The following is a 15,779-nucleotide window of genomic DNA, read 5'->3' as shown; positions in this document are numbered from 1 at the left end:
TGATAGGTCGTTGGCATGGCGCTGTGCGCCTTTGCCCACCCTACGGCAGCTCGCTACGCGGCAATCAGATCGCCATACAGCGGATCGATCGTATCATCCGCGACCAGCTCGTCGCAGAACAGCCTTGCCTCCTCCCGCGCGGACTCCGTGGCGAAGCGGCGCAGCAGGACCATCAGCGGCTCGGTGACGCCGCGGTCGGTCTCGCAATGGGTGAGCACGCGCTCGACCATGCGCCGACGCAGCCGCACCGCGCCGTCGTCGCTGTCGACGAAGCCCTGCTCGTGGCAGGCATCGAGCGCGACCTGGAACGCCGCGAACGTCGCCTCGGGAAGCCCGGCGCGGCGCAGCAGCGCGTGCAGGCTGTTGCCGCCGCGGTCGTGCAGCAGCGCGGTGACGCGCGCCAGCGGCAGGTCGGCGAGCTCGGCCAGCGCCGCGTCGAACAGGTCGAGATTGCTCGACAACAGCGCCCGCAGGATGAGGCCCGCCGTGAGCTGGCCGGTGATGCGCAGGTGCCGCACCAGACCCTGCATGTCCTCGCCGCGCGAGCGCGATGCGATGTTCATGGTGGAGCGGTCGCGCGCCTCGAGCGCGATGCGTTCGGCGCGGTCGGCGCTGAGCCAGTTCCGCGCCACGACGAATTGCGCCAGCGTCTCGGAGAGCTTCGCCACCAGCGCGGCACGCGTTGCGGACGGCAGATCGTCCAGCACCAGCATCGCCTCGCGGATCGCGGCGAGATGGCCGTGGCGCTCGACGATGCGGTCCCAGGAGAATGGTGCAAGCTCGGCGTTGGGATTTTCGATCAGCTCCAGCGCGGCCGCCGCGCAGCCGACTTCGGCGATGGCGGCGCAGACCGAGACCGGCAGCGCGATGCGGCGTGCGACCGCGCATTGCACCTCGTCATTGCCGGTCGCGACGATGTCGACGAGATCGGCATCGATCAGCAGCGGGGAATGTTCGAGCACGGGTAGCGCGACGGTCGGCTGGTCCGCCGACAGCGCCCGCACGATCGAGGCCGGCGCATCCGTGCTGCGCGCAAAAGCCTCGGCCATCGCCTGCCGCACCAGCGGCGAGGGATCGTCGAGCTGCATCAGAAGCGCGCCTTCGGCGGCGAGGCGGTCGTCGGCCGAAAGATCTGATATCAGCCAGGCCCGGGCCAACGCCCGTGTTGCCTCGGCCCGCTCGCCGGCGGGCGCCGTCCTGATCCAATTGATGAACTGCCGAACAATCATGCTGCTTCCGGCTTACACAACAAACGAAAATGGTGACGGCTCGTCACCTGCAACACAAAATAAACCACGACGCTTAACAAAGCGTTCACCATAACTGGCTGGTTTTATTGACGTTTTGTTAAGGGAACAGAGGCGCTGCAGCGCGTCCGGGACACGAGAGCGGGGTCAGCTCGAGAACGTGCCGCTGCGATCGCTGAACAGATCGAGCGGCTGCGGCGGACGCACATCCGGCGTCGCGGATGCAACTGAGGTCGCTGGTGCGACCGACGTGAGCGAGGCGTTGTTGCCCCACAATTTCTGCACTGTGGTCGAGACCGGCTGCGTGGCATCGCCGGGCTGATAGATCGAACGAAACACCGGCGTGGTCGGGGCATTGTCCGCGACCGTCGTCGGCGATGTCGCACTGACGGGCGTCACCGCACGTGTGTTCGGGAAGGTCTGGAGATAGGCGGCGTTGTCGACAACAGGCGCGGTGGGCTGCACGCCGCTCGCGCTCGCAACCTCCGTGGTCGACGGCGTGCCGCCGTACATCGCCATCGCGCTGCGGGTCGTCCTCGAATTGGCCGCGCTGGCGTAGCGTGCGTCCAGCACCGAATAGACTTCGGAGACGCTGCGGGCGCGGCCGTCCCTGGCGTAGAAGATCGAGCGGTTGGCGGATGCCGCATTGGGAAACAGCCGCGCGCCGACCGCTTGCGGATTGTCCTCGGCATTGGCGATCAGTTTTGCGGCGCCGCCGACGCCCATGAAATGCGCCATGTAGAGTTCGCTGTCGCTCGGCCTGCGCCCGAGCAGGCCCGTCAGCTTGAAACTGTTCGACTGCGTCAGCGCCGCCGCCATGCTCGAGGCGGCCTCGGGATCGTCGCGCAGCTTCATGATCGACCGCTTCATCGCGGGATCGTCGACGGCGTAGCCGCCCGACGTCGTCCTGGAGATCGCGTTGGCATAATTGCCATAGCCGAGCTGGGGGCCCGCCTCCTTCACCGTGCCGAGCCAGGTCTGGTCGATGAACTGGTAGAGCCCGTGCGCGGACGACGTGGTGGCTCCCGCCGTCGGATCGAAATCCGATTCCATCTTGGCGGTGGTCAGCATGTACTGGAAGCTGACGCCTGAAACATTCGAGGCCTGCTTGATCGCACCGGCGACGCGCGCCCGCGACGGATCGAGAACCGCCGTCTGCGTGGCACTGGAATTGTCGACCGACATGATGATGTGCCCGCCCCGCGCGGCGTTGAGCAGCGCCGGCAATTCGGCGCCCGTCGTCTCACCGTGGGACAGGTATGGTTAATGCGGGGTTAATTCGGGGGCGACCGCTCTCCGAGTCATTCCGGGGCGCGCGTAGCGCGAACTATGGCGCGCAGTTGCGCACCTGAGAATCTCGAGATTCCGGGTTCGGCTCTTTGAGCCGCCCCGGAATGACGAAAGTCATTTCTTGTAGACCGCGTCCGGATCGAACAGCCGCTCTGCATCGGCGAAGACCAGCTTCGCCCCGCCGCCTTCGGCCTCGACCTTGCGATAAAAGCACGACCTTCGCCCGGTGTGGCAGGCAGCGCCGATCTGCTCGACACGGATCCAGACTGCGTCCTGGTCGCAATCGGTGCGCATCTCGATCACGCGCTGGGTCTGACCCGAGGTCTCACCTTTTCGCCACAAGGCATTGCGCGAGCGGCTGAAGTACCAGGCCTCGCCGGTCGCGATCGTCTTGCGCAGCGCCTCCTCGTTCATGTGCGCGACCATGAGCACGTCACCGGAGGCGACGTCGGTCGCGACGCAGGTCACGAGGCCGCTCGCGTCGAACCGGGGCAGGAAGGACAGGCCTTCCTCGATCTCATGGGAGTGGGCGGACACAGCGACCTCGCTAGAGCATGATCCGGAAAAGTGTGAAGCGGTTTTCCGAAAAGATCATGCTCAAACAACAGAGCTTTGCGAGGTCAGCGCTGCAGGCCTCGCACCAGGGACAGGAAACGGGCTTGCTCCGCCGGGTTGTCGCGGAACATGCCGGTGAAGCGGCTGGTGAAGGTGGAGGCGCCATGCTTGGCGACGCCGCGCACCGACATGCAGGTATGTTCGGCCTCGATCAGCACCGCGACGCCGCGCGGCTTGAGGACCTCGTCGATTGCAGCCGCGATCTGCGCCGTCAGATGCTCCTGGGTCTGGAGCCTGCGGGCGAAGATGTCGGTGAGGCGGGCGAGCTTGGACAGGCCGACAACACGTTCCACCGGCGTATAGGCGATGTGCGCCCTGCCGTAGAACGGCATCATGTGATGCTCGCACTGCGAGGTGAACTCGATGTCGCGCACCAGGACGAAATCGTCATAGCCCGCGGTCTCGCCAAAGGTGCGGTCGAGCACTTCGGCCGGGCATTGGTGATAGCCCTGATAGAGCTCGTCGAAAGCCTCGACCACGCGGCGCGGCGTGTCGAGCAGGCCCTCGCGCTCGGTGTTCTCGCCGATATAGGCGAGCAACGTCTTCACCGCCTGTTCGGCCTCGGCACGCGCCGGGCGCGGCTGATCGGCGCGGACGGCGGCCGCGAGGAATTCGGCAGGGTCAAGCTCGGCCGGGCGGCTCTCGGGCTGCCGGTCGGAGGGCTTGTTGGGGCGGATGGATTTGATGGTCGCGTCCATGTCTACTCCGTTCGACGGCCTTTCGGCCGGAGTGTCACCGGCAGACGGGGCGGCATGCCGCCGGACGCCTGAAGAGAACAGTTGAACCCGGCGAAAAAGGTCCTCACTCTCTCCCGTCGGCCGCATGGCCTGTCGCCACCGCCGCTGGACTGTTTTTCCGCCAGTTCCGACCCTATATAGGACCGTGGACGGCGCCCGCCAAGGCCGATCCGATGCGGAAGTGCTGGACCCCATCACATGCTGAACGACATCTACAACAAGCGGATCATCGAATTGGCCGGGAATATTCCGCGCCTCGGACGGCTGCCCGACCCCGATGCCTCCGCCACCGCCCACTCCAAGCTGTGCGGCTCGACCGTGAAGGTCGATCTCAAGATGGAGGGCGACAGGGTCACCGACTTCGCCCATGACGTGAAGGCCTGCGCGCTCGGACAAGCCTCCTCATCCATCATGGCAAGTCGCATCGTCGGCTCGACTGCGAGCGAACTCCGTGAGTTACGCGAAACTGTTCGCAAGATGCTGAAGGAGAACGGTGCGCCTCCTGAAGGCAAATGGGAGGAGATCAAGTTCCTCGAGCCGGTCCGCGACTACAAGGCGCGGCACGCCTCGACGCTCCTGACCTTCGATGCGGTGGTCGACGCCATTGGCCAGATCGAAGCCAAGGCCAAGCAGCCGGCTGCGGCGCAGGGCTGAACTTCCCCAGGTCATTCCGGGGCGTCGCCAAGCGACGAACCCGGAATCATGATCAAGATTTCAAAGCTTACTTCTGCGTCGCCGGAGCCGGCGCGGCCACGCCACCGGTCGGCACCAGGGCTTCCGCCGTCTTGGTCGACTTGGCAGCTTGCGACTGCTCCGGTTCCGCGCCGAACCTCGCCTGCGTCTTCGGCGCAAGCTCGGCCATTGCCGGCGCGGAGATGTCCACATGCGGCAGCACGTCGGCGACGAGATCGGTCGTCACGAGATTGGTGAGCTTGAGCTCGCCGGCGTCCAGCTCATGCAGGTCTTCCCAGGGCGGCACGCTGAGCGCGAGCGACAGCAGATCGCCGGCTCCGCCCATGTCGAAGGTGTATTTGGCGAGCCGGCCGATGTCGCGTTCGACGATCATCAGGTCCTGCGCGCTGTAGCTCGCCGCCTTCGCATCGTCGGCGCGGTCGCCCATCCAGATCTGATGGACGCGGACGTGGGCAGCTTCCGGCACGTAACGCTTCTTGCCGGCCAGCAGCAGGAACACGCACATGGATTCGCAATAGGCCTCTGGCGCAACCGCCGGGCGGCCAGACTGCCCGCCGCGGAGACTTACGCCGACCGTGGTCAGGAGTCCGAGATTGCGGAAACGTCGGCCGAGGGTGATCGCGTCGTTGACGGAACCGCCGCTGGAATCGAGCACCACGGTGGCGCCGCCGAGCTGGCGTCCGCGGGAAAACTCCTCGAAATCCTTCGGTGTGTCAGCGGTGATGATGCCGACCGCGCTGACCCAGCCGCGGCAGTTCGGCTCGCAGGCAATCCAGTTGAACTTCATCGGCAGCTTGCGCTCTTCGAGAGCAACACCCGCGCGAGCCGATGACCCGAGTGTCGCGACGGCGCCAGCCAGCACGACTCCACAGACGGCGGTTCCCACCAGCAACCAGCCGCGAAGATTAAGGGAGTTCAGAAGTCTCAATCTGGTTCCTTCCCCAAGCCCCTAAGGTCCCCAACAATCCTTGGTAGCGCCCTCTGAGTCCATCATACAGGCGTATGTTTCTACACATGGACGTCACAAAAATGGTATCCGTGGGAATACAGATCGTCCACAGCTACTTGCTGCACTGCTCCCAAAAAGCACGCAAAATATGGCGCGCAAACAACAGCTTACAGTTCCCTGCGCCGGAACTGTGCAACACCTCGATCAACATTGCAGCAAAGCGCCCATGAAGCATTCAGCCTGCGAGCATTGTTCCAGTCCGGTCGAAGATGTGCTCCGGCTCCCGCGCAGATTCGGCCGTGCGCTGATCTGGCTCTACCGGCACACGCTGTCGCCCCTGGTTGGTTACAATTGCCGGCATCTGCCGACCTGCTCCGTCTATGGCGACGAGGCGATCGAACGCTTCGGTCTCTGGGCCGGCGGCTGGATGACGCTCGCGCGCCTGCTCCGCTGCAATCCGTTCGGCACGTCGGGCATCGACAATGTACCGCTCACCGCACCGCCAGGCGCACACTGGTATCTGCCCTGGCGCTACGGCCGTTGGCGCGGCGTCAATGCATCCTGAGAGTACGGCGATGCTCTGAGCATCGGTGGCCTGAGGGGAACCGTAAGGGTTCTTCCCGCGTTGTTTTGATGCTCCCCCGGGAGGAAACAACAATGCGCTGGAAAATCAGCCCTCATCTTCACTTTAGGCCTTTTCACTTCGGGCTTTCTCACTTCAGGCCTGGGCCCACCCCCGGCTCCAGGCGGCACCACGACCCCAGATCCTTGGACCTGCTCGCGATCGTCGCCTTGCTGGCGCTCGTGCTTGGCTCCGGCTGGTATCTGGCGACGAGTTTAGCCACCGCGCCGAGCACGACTGCGTTCATCGTGCCGAGCCAGAGCGTGCACTGGTGATTATCGGAACCAGTAAAAGCGCCCGGGCGGCGGCGGGATCGGCTCGGGCGGCCGCAGCCGTTTTGGACGCGGCGGTTTCGGCGTCGGATCGGCCGACGAGGTGGCCTCCCCGCCCGGCGCCGTTTCGGTGCCCGGCACCCTCACCGCCAGCAGCAAATTGGATTCGTGCATCCGCCAGCGGTAGCCGACGCCGAAATCGATCGGCTGGGCCCGGGTGAACAACTCGGCGTAGCGCTCCTGGTAGCGGCCGGGGAATTCGTCGATCGGCCCGAGATAGCGGCCGAACGGGAAGAAACGCCATTGCCGCGCGCCGTAGTTCGCAAGCGGAATGCCGGAATCGTCCTGGATGATGGTGGCGCTGTTGGCAAGCAACCAGTCGCGAACGACGGTGAAGTTTCCGGAGTGCATGAGATAGGACGCGCTCTTGAGCAGGCTGTTGCCGGGCCCGAGCGTCTCGCAGAATTTCAAGAATCCGGTGTTGCGCGCGCCGGAATTGGAAAGATCGGTCGAGAAATAATACAGCGTGCGCGTTTCCCCGTCGCTGCCGGCGAAGGTGATGCGAACGCCCCGCGTCGCGTTACGCCCCGGATTGTCGTCGCCGACACGCAAGCCCCCCTTGTCGTCGAGCGCGATCATCTCGACGTTGCGGATGGTCTTGCCGGAGCGCGCCAGGAAAACATAAAGGATCGGCAAGGTGCCGTTGACCTGGTTGGTATGCAGGTCGACCTTCATCTGCTTGGTGATGAAGAAGGAAAAGCTCAGGATCGAGCCGAGCGAGCGCTCGACATTGTAGAGCGCGGCGCCGATCGAACCGCGCGGCAGCCGGGTCAAATCGGGCACGGCGCCGACCGGCTCCAGCGCGCCGAGCACGTAGGTGCTGGCCTTGGAATAGAAGGCGTTGGCGTAGAGAAAATCGGGACCGCTGAACATGTAGAACATGGTCGGCCGGGGCGCGGCGAGATTGACGTCGGCCCAATCGCGGATCTTGGAGAGCTGGCGCTGTTCGAGCTGGGCGAAGGCGCCGTCGAAGAATTTTGCGTGGCGCTGCCAGCCTGGGTCCTTCGTGAGCGCCACCAGTGGCGAGTCCGCCGAGGGCTGCATGCCCGCGAGGAAGCGCGCGGTGTCATCGAAGGTGGCGTCGGCGGCGCGGGCGGACGAGACGGCCGCGGCCAGCAGGGCAAGAGCTGTGGCCGCAATTCTGAGGGGACGAAACATGTCTATGCGCGATCGTGTGAATTGCCAGCGGCGACCGGCCGCCTGCGGAAAACAGCATAAATCACTAGGCCCGAGAGCATGACGAGCATCCCCGCGAGCGACTGCAGCGGCCGCTCGGTCAACAGGTAGTACATCATGAACGCAGTCACGAGCAGGAAAACCAGGGGCGTGAACGGGTATCCCCAGGCGCGATAGGGCCTCGGCAAATCGGGATCGGTGATGCGCAGCTTGATGACGCCGGCGACCGTGAAGAACGAGCAGAACAACAGTGCGAACTGGATGAAGTCGAGCACCGCCTCGAAGCTGCGCGTGAACAGCAGCAGATTGGCGACGGCGAGCTGAAACAGGATCGCATAGGCCGGTGCGCCGCTCGCCGATCGCTTCGAGAACACGCGCAAGGCGGGGATGTCCTCCCCCATCGTCATCATCACGCGCGGGCCGATCCACATCATCGCGCTGATCGAGGAGATCAGGCCAACGCAGATCATCGCGCCGACGATCCGACCGCCGAGGCTGCCGAAGATGGCGCTACCGGCGACGCTGGCGACATCGAGCTGACCGGCAAGCGCACCGACCGGCGTCGAATGGAGAAACACTGCATTCAGCGCGACGTACAGCACGAGCACGATCAGCGTGCCCGCCAGCAGCGCGCGCGGCAGATTCCGCTGCGGCATGTTCATCTCGCCGATGATGTAGGTCGCGGCGTTCCAGCCCGAGAACGAATACATCACGAAGACCAGCCCGATCGCAAACGGCGCGCTGACGATGTGGGCGAGATCGCCCGGCTGCGGCGCGAACGTGATTGGTTGCGGGGCAGCGATGACGAAGCCGGCGACCAGGAAGGCGACGATCAGCGCGACCTTGATGATGGTCGCGATCAGCTGAAAGGTCGAGGAGTGCCTGACGCCGGTCAGTTGCACGAGCGAAACCAGCCACACCACGGCGATGGCGAGCGGGATCGGCGGCAGATCGGGCACGACCGATTTGGCGTATTCGCCGAACGCCATCGCGGCGAGCGCGACCGGCGCTGCGAAGCCGACCGTCGCCGACACCCAGCCGGCGAGAAAGCCGAAGGCGGGATGATAGGCGCGACCGAGGAAATTGTACTCGCCGCTCGAGCGTGGAAACATCGCCCCGAGCTCGCTATAGGCGAACACCCCGCACAGCGCGACGACGCCGCCGACGGTCCACAGCAGCAGGATCGAGAAGCCGGACGGGATGTCCTTGACCTGGAAGCCGAGGCTGGTGAAGACGCCGACCCCGATCATGTCGGCCACGACGATGGCGGTTGCGACCAGAACTGAGACCCCGGTCCCGCTTCCGGTCAGCCGGCCAGTCCAGGGCGCGGTTCCCGCATTTGATGCCGTCATCGGGGTCCTTAACCTCAGGCGTCGTGCCTCATGGGCGCATCGTGCAGGTTGGCCCAGTCAATTCAAGCAGGGTTAACAAGGGCTAAATGAGGCGACGGAAGTGGGTATTTGAGCACCGCTTATTCTGCTCCCAAGCGCCAAAGCTGCGCCAGCCCCGGGAAAGCCCGTCCCCCTCCCCCACAATCAGGACACGATTGCATGGTCCTTTTGAGCGTTCCGGATGTGGGGAAGTTCTCCGGACGCTTAACGTCACCTAAACGCCGGTCGGCTCAATTGTCTCTTAATACGCCGATGGACGTGACTTTGGGGTCATGGGTGGATGGTCGGGGCCGTTCCGAAATTGAGAGCTGACATGCGTGCCGACCGGCCGTCGTCCGGTGCGCGCGGTCATGCGCTCCGGGTCGGCCTGATCTCAACCTTGGTGCCGCTTTCGCTGACACTGGTTCAATGCGGCAAGGCGCCCAATCCGGCGGCCCTCGCGGCGAATTCGCAGGCCAATGTTCAGGTCGTCGCGAAGACAAATCAGCAAGTCGCGAGCGGCGACACGTTCGAGGATCGCTTCCCCGCCCCGCAATTCGGGGAGCGCTTCCCCTCGGCGAGCGAGAGTTTTCTGCAGCGGCAGATGTCGGACTTCTCGCCGAAGCGGGCCGTGCAGCAACCGCCCCCGGAGCAGGCCCCCTACAAGGTCGCTTCGCTCGAGCCGCAGGTCCCCTACAAGCGTTCGCCCCGCGACGACCTGACGACGCTCGTCAGCATGAAGTCGTCGGCCTTCCCCTATTTCGGCAACAACCCCGCCTCCGACGCGCCGTTCCTCGACGTCGCCAAGGGCGACCGCCGCGGCCATCGCAGCTATTCCGGTCGCGTGTTCTGGCAGGACGAGACCTACAATGACAGCCGCGTGCTGATGCACGTGCCCGAGCATTTCGACGTCCGCAAGCCCGGCGTGATCGTGGTGTTCTTCCACGGCAATGGCGCAACGCTCGAACGCGACGTGCGTGATCGCCAGCTAGTGCCGAAGCAGATCACCGATTCCGGCGCCAATGCCGTGCTGCTCGCCCCGCAGATGGCCGTCGATGCCGCCGATTCCAGCGCCGGCAAGTTCTGGCAACCTGGCGGCTTCAAGCGCTTCATGGCGGAATCGGCCGACCACCTTGCCCGCGTCACCGGCGATCCCAACAGCGCCCGCGCCTTCGCCAACATGCCGATCGTGATCGTCGGCTACAGCGGCGGCTTCCTGCCGACGGCCTGGAGCCTCGAGGTCGGCGGCATCAGCGACCGCGTCCGCGGCGTCGTGCTGCTCGACGCCGTCTATGGCGAGATGGACAAGTTCGCGTCCTGGATCGAGAACCACCGTTCCGGCTTCTTCGTCAGCGCCTACACCCGCCACACCGCGCGGCGCGATCGCGAGCTGATGAGCATGCTCCGGCAGAAGGGCATCAGCGTCGCAGAGGACATGGACGGCCCCTTGCGTCCCGGCAGCGTGGTGTTCGTCGAGACCGGCGACGGCATCACCCATCGCGACTACGTCACCCGCGCCTGGACGCGGGATCCACTCAAGGATGTGCTGGTGAAGATGTCGGCGACGCCGGCGCTGGCGCTGACCCGCGTGGCCGCCACCAGTTCCGGCGCATCGAGCCGATAGGTTTGGATGTTGGTCCAGCCGGTGTCCGGCTGCATTGCCTGCAATTCCCTCAGGCTCTGATCAAAATGTAATGTTGATGGCCGACATCCCCGGGTGCCACCGGATTGCTTCCGCCCGCAAGGCTCATAGTTTGCCGGCCAGTTTGCGATTGGAATTCGGTGGGGACAGGCAGTGCGTCAGGGATTGTACAAGGTCGACTTCCATACCGTTCATGGAACGGGCTGCGGCGTCGTCTATGTGATGGATGGCAAGATGCGCGGGGGCAATTCCGCGTTCGCCTTCATCGGCACCTATCAGGGCGAAGGCGACAGCATCAAGGTCAAGATCTCGACCCAGCGCTACAACGACGACCCCTCCTTCAAGGCTCTGTTCGGCACCGACCGGATCACGCTGGCGCTCGCCGGCCGGGAGGACGGCGACAACGCCGAATTCGAGGGCAACGCGCTGCAGGCGCCGGGCGTTGCCTTCCGGGCCGTGCTGAGCCGGATCAGCGACTGAGCTTCAGCTCGTCTACGATGAGCTCTTGTCAGTACTAGCTCTTGGGCAGCTTCGGAATGCTCTCGGCGAAGCCGTTGAAGCAAGCCAGCCGCTCGTCCTCTTCCTTGAAGAAGCGGCAATCGGCGTAGCCCTTGGCCTTCGCCGGCTTCGGCTTCGGCGCCGGCGCGATCACCGCGTCGTAGCAATTGAGGCGGTCCTTGGTGCCGTCGTCGAGCTCGAGGCAGGCCTGGAGCCGGGCCGCGATCGATTGCGGCTTGCCCTTCGCCGCTGCGGCCGGCTTGGCCGCTGCCTCCTTCGTCCCCTTGGGCTTGACCTGCACCAAGGGCTTGTCCCCCACCATCGGTGGCTTGTCGGCTTGCGCAAACGCGGAGGCTGAATAGAGCACCGCGGCAACCGCCAGAATCATCCTCATTTCAGTCAACTCTCTTTGGTCCCCATGACCGGCGTTCTAGCGCTCCCGCGCGCGGTTTGCCAAGCACATTGCGTACACGAAGCCGCGGGATTCAGGCCGTTGCGGCCGCAGGCCGGCGCCGGGTCAGGACCACCAGGATCAGCGCCAGCACGACGAAACCGACCGCGACGAAGCCGAGCGCATGCAGGAGTTCGCGGGCGAACAGCAACCCGCCGACGGCGGAGCCAACCGCCTGGCCGATATAGAGGACGGACGTATTGAGCGCGACAGTCGCCGATGCCAGCCGCGGCGCGGCCGCGACCAGCCGCACCTGCTGCATCGAATTGGTCGAGGCAAAGCCGAGGCCCCAGATCGCGACTCCGACCGTCATGAAGGCTAGCGTGCCCGCGCCGAGCGCCCAGCCCGTGATGCCCGCAAGCAGCAGGCAGGTGAACAGCAGCGAGGTCCGATAGGGGCCCGAGGTGTCGACGATGCGGGTGGCGATGACGACGCCGAGGAAGCCGCAGACGCCGTAAAGCGCGAACACCATGCCGACCGCATCGGGACCGGCACCGGTGAGCTTCTTGAGCAACGGGCCCATGAAGGTGAACACTACGAACTGCCCCGACATTTGCAGCATGGTGATCGCCAGCAGCAGCAGAATTGTGCTGTTGCGGCCGACCTCGCGCCAGGTCTTCAGGTCCACCGGCGCGCCTTTCAGGCCCGCCGGCAGACGCAGCAGCAACAAGAGGAAACTGATGCAGCCGAGCACGCCGATCTCACCATAGGCCGCGCGCCAGCCATAGCGGCTGGCGATGAAGGTGATCAGCGGAAGGCCGACGGCGGCAGCCAGCGACCAGCCGAGGAAGATATAGGCGATGGTGCTGCCCCGCCGCTCCACCGGCACGATCAACGCCGCCGTGCCGGCGGCCTGCGGCGTGTAGAGCGCACCGACCGCGAGCATCACGAGACGGATGGCGAGGAGGCTGGTGTAATCGGGTGCAAGCGCCGAGGCGAGATTGCCGAAGGCGAGCACCGCCAGCGTCGTCGCGAGCAGCGTCCGCCGTTCGATGCGGCTTGTCAGCCAGGCCGTCAGCGGCGAGCCGATGCACAGCGTGATCGCGCCGAAGGTGATGAGGAGCCCGGCCGCATGAATGCTGACGTCGAGCCCCGTCGCCAACTCCGGCAGCATGCCCGCCGGGGCCAGCACCGAGCAGCCGGTGACGAGATTGCCGAGCATCAAGGCGGTTGGCGCGAAACGCGGGGCGCGTGCATTTTCCATGCAAGTGCATGTAGAGCAGCCGCCGGGCCAGTTAAAGGGCCGGTGCGAAATAGTTCGTGCGCACGTCCGTTTTATGCGCCGATTTTCTTGGAATTGCCGGATTGCGCAGGCCGAATCGCCTGATATATCGCTCGTTCCCGCTTACCTGCGCTCGTTCGCAGGAGTGAGCCTCAGGAGAAAAGCAATGACTGACCAGTCCAAGGACCAGCCGAAGTCCGAATCCGGCTTCCAATATTCCCTCAGCAATCTGAAGCCCGTGACCCCCGCCGCCAAAGTTACCCTCACCTTTCCGGACGGCGCCCAGCGTCAATACGACCAAAGCATCACCGGCCTCGATATCGCCAAGGGCATCTCGCCGTCGCTGGCCAAGCGCACGGTCGCGATGGCGCTCGACGGCGTCGTCGCCGACCTCAACGATCCCATCGAGGCCGACGCCAAGCTCGAGCTGATCAGCCGCGACGATCCGCGCGCGCTCGAATTGATCCGCCACGATTGCGCCCACGTGCTGGCTGAGGCCGTGCAAACGCTGTGGCCGGGCACGCAGGTCACCATCGGTCCCGTGATCGAGAACGGCTTCTATTACGACTTCTTCCGCAACGAGCCGTTCACGCCGGAAGACTTTGGCGCGATCGAGAAGAAGATGCGCGAGATCATCGCGCGCGACAAACCCTTCACCAAGGAAGTCTGGGACCGCGAGAAGACCAAGCAGGTGTTCCGCGACAAGGGCGAGGCGTTCAAGGTCGAGCTGGTCGACGCCATTCCCGGCACCGAGCCGATCAAGATCTACTATCAGGGCGACTGGTTCGATCTGTGCCGCGGCCCGCACATGACCTCGACCGGCAAGGTCGGCAACGCCTTCAAGCTGATGAAGGTGGCCGGCGCCTACTGGCGCGGCGACAGCAACAACCCGATGCTGACCCGCATCTACGGCACCGCCTTCGCCAAGCAGGAGGATCTCGACGCTTATCTCAAGCAGATCGAGGAAGCCGAGAAGCGCGACCATCGCAAGCTCGGGCGCGAGCTCGACCTCTTCCATTTCCAGGAGGAAGGTCCGGGCGTCGTGTTCTGGCATCCCAAGGGCTGGACCATCTTCCAGCAGCTGATCGCCTATATGCGTCGGCGCCTGACCGGCGACTACAGCGAGGTCAACGCACCGCAGATCCTCGACAAGGTGCTGTGGGAGACCTCGGGTCATTGGGGCTGGTACCGCGAGAACATGTTCGCGGCGCAGTCGGCCGGCGACGAGGCCGAGGACAAGCGCTGGTTTGCGCTCAAGCCGATGAACTGCCCGGGTCACGTGCAGATCTTCAAGCACGGCCTGAAGAGCTACCGCGACCTGCCCTTGCGCCTCGCCGAGTTCGGCGTGGTGCATCGCTATGAGCCCTCCGGCGCCATGCACGGCCTGATGCGCGTGCGCGGCTTCACCCAGGACGATGCGCACATCTTCTGCACCGAGGACCAGCTCGCCGAAGAGTGCCTGAAGATCAACGAGCTCATCCTGTCCACCTATGCCGATTTCGGCTTCACCGGCGATCTCACGGTGAAGCTGTCGACGCGGCCGGACAAGCGCGTCGGCACCGACGAGATGTGGGATCACGCCGAACGCGTGATGGCGACGGTTTTGCGCGAGATCCAGTCGCAGAACAATCACATCAAGACCGAGATCAACCCGGGCGAAGGCGCCTTCTACGGGCCGAAGTTCGAATATGTGCTGCGTGACGCCATCGGCCGCGACTGGCAATGCGGCACCACGCAGGTCGACTTCAACCTGCCGGAGCGGTTCGGCGCGTTCTACATCGACCATGACGGCGGCAAGAAGCCGCCTGTCATGGTGCACCGGGCGATCTGCGGCTCGATGGAGCGCTATATCGGCATCCTGATCGAGCACTATGCCGGCAACTTCCCGCTCTGGCTCTCGCCGGTGCAGGCGGTGGTCACGACCATCACCTCGGAAGGCGACGAGTACGCCAAGGTGGTGATGGAGCAGGCACGCCGCGCCGGGCTTCGGGTCGAGATCGACCTGCGCAACGAAAAGATCAACTACAAGGTCCGCGAGCACTCGCTCGCCAAGATCCCCGCCCTGCTCGTGGTCGGCAAGAAGGAGGCCGAGACGCATTCGGTCTCGGTCCGCCGCCTCGGCAGCGACGGCCAGAAGGTGATGACGACCGAGGAGGCGATCGCCGCCCTGGTCGACGAGGCGACCCCGCCGGACGTCAAGCGGGTGCGGGGCGCGGTCTGATCCCTGAAATCGATCTAAACTCGCTTCCGGTTGCGGGCGTGCATGCTTATCTCCGCATGGCACGCCCGACGACCAGTTGAAGAGGATCTCCCAGTGCCCGACGCCATCGAACTCCTGAAGACCCGCCGCTCGGTCAAGCCGCGCGAGATGACCGGGCCTGGCCCCTCCGCGGCCGAGCTCGAGACCATCCTCACCATCGGCGCCCGTGTGCCCGACCATGGCAAGCTGGCGCCCTGGCGCTTCATCATCTTCGAGGGCGATGCCCGCCAGCGCGCCGGCGAGGTGATCGCGAAGGTGTTTGCCCGGAAAAATCCCGGCGCGCCCGCCGCCGACGTCGAGATTGAGCGCAAGCGCCTCACCGACGCGCCGCTGGTGATCGGCATCGTCAGCTTCACCAGGCCGCACCCGAAGGTGCCGGCGTTCGAGCAGGAATTGTCGGCCGGCGCCAGCGCCATGAACATCGTCACGGCCGCGACCGCGCTCGGCTACGGCGCCTGCTGGCTGACCGGCTGGTTCTCGTTCGATCGCGACGTGCTCGACGGTCTCGGCCTCAAGCCGGACGAAAAGCTCGCCGGCTTTATCCACGTGGGCACGCCGACCAAGCCGAGCGAAGACCGTCCGCGGCCGTTCCTTTCGGAAATCGTGACGCGTTTTTAATCGAAGGCTTGTTGACGCCTCTGGCGTCTTGCGGCTTTGATCCCGGCAAGGGAGGAA

General features: G+C 64.9%; 16 protein-coding genes. 7 read left to right on the top strand and 9 right to left on the bottom strand.

Going from position 1 to position 15,779, the window contains the following annotated elements; translation table 11 throughout:
* Positions 1-53: 53 nt before the first annotated feature.
* The 4 genes from GGD66_RS21985 to folE all read right to left on the bottom strand — a co-directional run bounded on the left by GGD66_RS21985 (position 54) and on the right by folE (position 3,850).
* A complete protein-coding gene (locus GGD66_RS21985; protein WP_183258999.1) occupies positions 54-1,229 on the bottom strand; it encodes a DUF2336 domain-containing protein in 1,176 nt (391 codons plus the stop codon).
* A gap of 165 nt (positions 1,230-1,394) precedes the next feature.
* Positions 1,395-2,474: a lytic transglycosylase domain-containing protein gene (locus GGD66_RS21980; protein WP_183258998.1), complete on the bottom strand. Its 1,080-nt coding sequence runs from the start codon at positions 2,472-2,474 to the stop codon at positions 1,395-1,397.
* Between the two features lie 177 nt (positions 2,475-2,651).
* Positions 2,652-3,074, bottom strand: coding sequence for a phosphoribosyl-AMP cyclohydrolase (hisI, locus tag GGD66_RS21975; RefSeq protein WP_183258997.1), 423 nt, complete (start codon positions 3,072-3,074; stop codon positions 2,652-2,654).
* A gap of 83 nt (positions 3,075-3,157) precedes the next feature.
* A complete protein-coding gene (folE, locus tag GGD66_RS21970; RefSeq protein WP_018322161.1) occupies positions 3,158-3,850 on the bottom strand; it encodes a GTP cyclohydrolase I FolE in 693 nt (230 codons plus the stop codon).
* Positions 3,851-4,087: 237 nt separating this feature from the next.
* On the opposite strand from folE, the gene GGD66_RS21965 reads away from it, so the two are divergent.
* Entirely contained in the window at positions 4,088-4,543 is a 456-nt protein-coding gene (locus tag GGD66_RS21965; protein ID WP_018322160.1) for an iron-sulfur cluster assembly scaffold protein, read from the top strand.
* A gap of 67 nt (positions 4,544-4,610) precedes the next feature.
* Here the strand turns inward: GGD66_RS21965 and GGD66_RS21960 are convergent, their stop codons facing one another.
* Positions 4,611-5,510 carry a hypothetical protein gene (locus tag GGD66_RS21960; RefSeq protein ID WP_179734357.1) on the bottom strand — a complete coding sequence of 300 codons (900 nt, stop codon included), beginning with the start codon at positions 5,508-5,510 and terminating at the stop codon, positions 4,611-4,613.
* Positions 5,511-5,757: 247 nt separating this feature from the next.
* Here GGD66_RS21960 and yidD point away from each other — a divergent pair, with 247 nt between their 5' ends.
* Both yidD and GGD66_RS42245 read left to right on the top strand, forming a co-directional pair.
* Positions 5,758-6,096, top strand: coding sequence for a membrane protein insertion efficiency factor YidD (yidD, locus tag GGD66_RS21955; protein WP_179734355.1), 339 nt, complete (start codon positions 5,758-5,760; stop codon positions 6,094-6,096).
* A 92-nt stretch (positions 6,097-6,188) separates the two neighbouring features.
* Complete coding sequence (locus tag GGD66_RS42245; protein ID WP_183258996.1) at positions 6,189-6,428, top strand: hypothetical protein; 240 nt, start codon at positions 6,189-6,191, stop codon at positions 6,426-6,428.
* On the opposite strand, the gene GGD66_RS21945 is transcribed toward GGD66_RS42245, so the two are convergent.
* Together GGD66_RS21945 and GGD66_RS21940 are read right to left on the bottom strand one after the other, a co-directional pair.
* Complete coding sequence (locus tag GGD66_RS21945; protein WP_183258995.1) at positions 6,429-7,643, bottom strand: hypothetical protein; 1,215 nt, start codon at positions 7,641-7,643, stop codon at positions 6,429-6,431.
* A 2-nt stretch (positions 7,644-7,645) separates the two neighbouring features.
* Positions 7,646-9,013 (bottom strand): APC family permease, encoded by a 1,368-nt coding sequence (locus tag GGD66_RS21940; RefSeq protein WP_183258994.1) that lies wholly within the window; start codon positions 9,011-9,013, stop codon positions 7,646-7,648.
* Between the two features lie 352 nt (positions 9,014-9,365).
* Between GGD66_RS21940 and GGD66_RS21935 the strand changes: the two genes are divergently transcribed.
* On the top strand, positions 9,366-10,655 hold the full coding sequence (locus GGD66_RS21935) for an alpha/beta hydrolase (protein WP_246788955.1): 1,290 nt from the start codon (positions 9,366-9,368) through the stop codon (positions 10,653-10,655).
* 171 nt (positions 10,656-10,826) lie between these two features.
* Positions 10,827-11,153: a GrlR family regulatory protein gene (locus tag GGD66_RS21930; RefSeq protein WP_179734347.1), complete on the top strand. Its 327-nt coding sequence runs from the start codon at positions 10,827-10,829 to the stop codon at positions 11,151-11,153.
* A 34-nt stretch (positions 11,154-11,187) separates the two neighbouring features.
* Here GGD66_RS21930 and GGD66_RS21925 read toward each other — a convergent pair whose 3' ends face one another.
* Entirely contained in the window at positions 11,188-11,565 is a 378-nt protein-coding gene (locus GGD66_RS21925; RefSeq protein WP_018322153.1) for a hypothetical protein, read from the bottom strand.
* A 91-nt stretch (positions 11,566-11,656) separates the two neighbouring features.
* On the bottom strand, positions 11,657-12,826 hold the full coding sequence (locus GGD66_RS21920) for an MFS transporter (RefSeq protein WP_183258992.1): 1,170 nt from the start codon (positions 12,824-12,826) through the stop codon (positions 11,657-11,659).
* 184 nt (positions 12,827-13,010) lie between these two features.
* On the opposite strand from GGD66_RS21920, the gene thrS reads away from it, so the two are divergent.
* Both thrS and GGD66_RS21910 read left to right on the top strand, forming a co-directional pair.
* Positions 13,011-15,065 (top strand): threonine--tRNA ligase, encoded by a 2,055-nt coding sequence (gene thrS / locus GGD66_RS21915; protein WP_183258991.1) that lies wholly within the window; start codon positions 13,011-13,013, stop codon positions 15,063-15,065.
* A 93-nt stretch (positions 15,066-15,158) separates the two neighbouring features.
* Positions 15,159-15,722, top strand: coding sequence for a nitroreductase (locus GGD66_RS21910; RefSeq protein ID WP_177237295.1), 564 nt, complete (start codon positions 15,159-15,161; stop codon positions 15,720-15,722).
* Positions 15,723-15,779 lie beyond the last annotated feature (57 nt).

Source organism: Bradyrhizobium sp. CIR48 (assembly GCF_014198315.1).
Classification (GTDB): Bacteria; Pseudomonadota; Alphaproteobacteria; order Rhizobiales; family Xanthobacteraceae; genus Bradyrhizobium.
The sequence above is the reverse complement of the archived record's forward strand: the minus strand, read 5'-3'. Positions and strand labels throughout refer to the sequence as shown.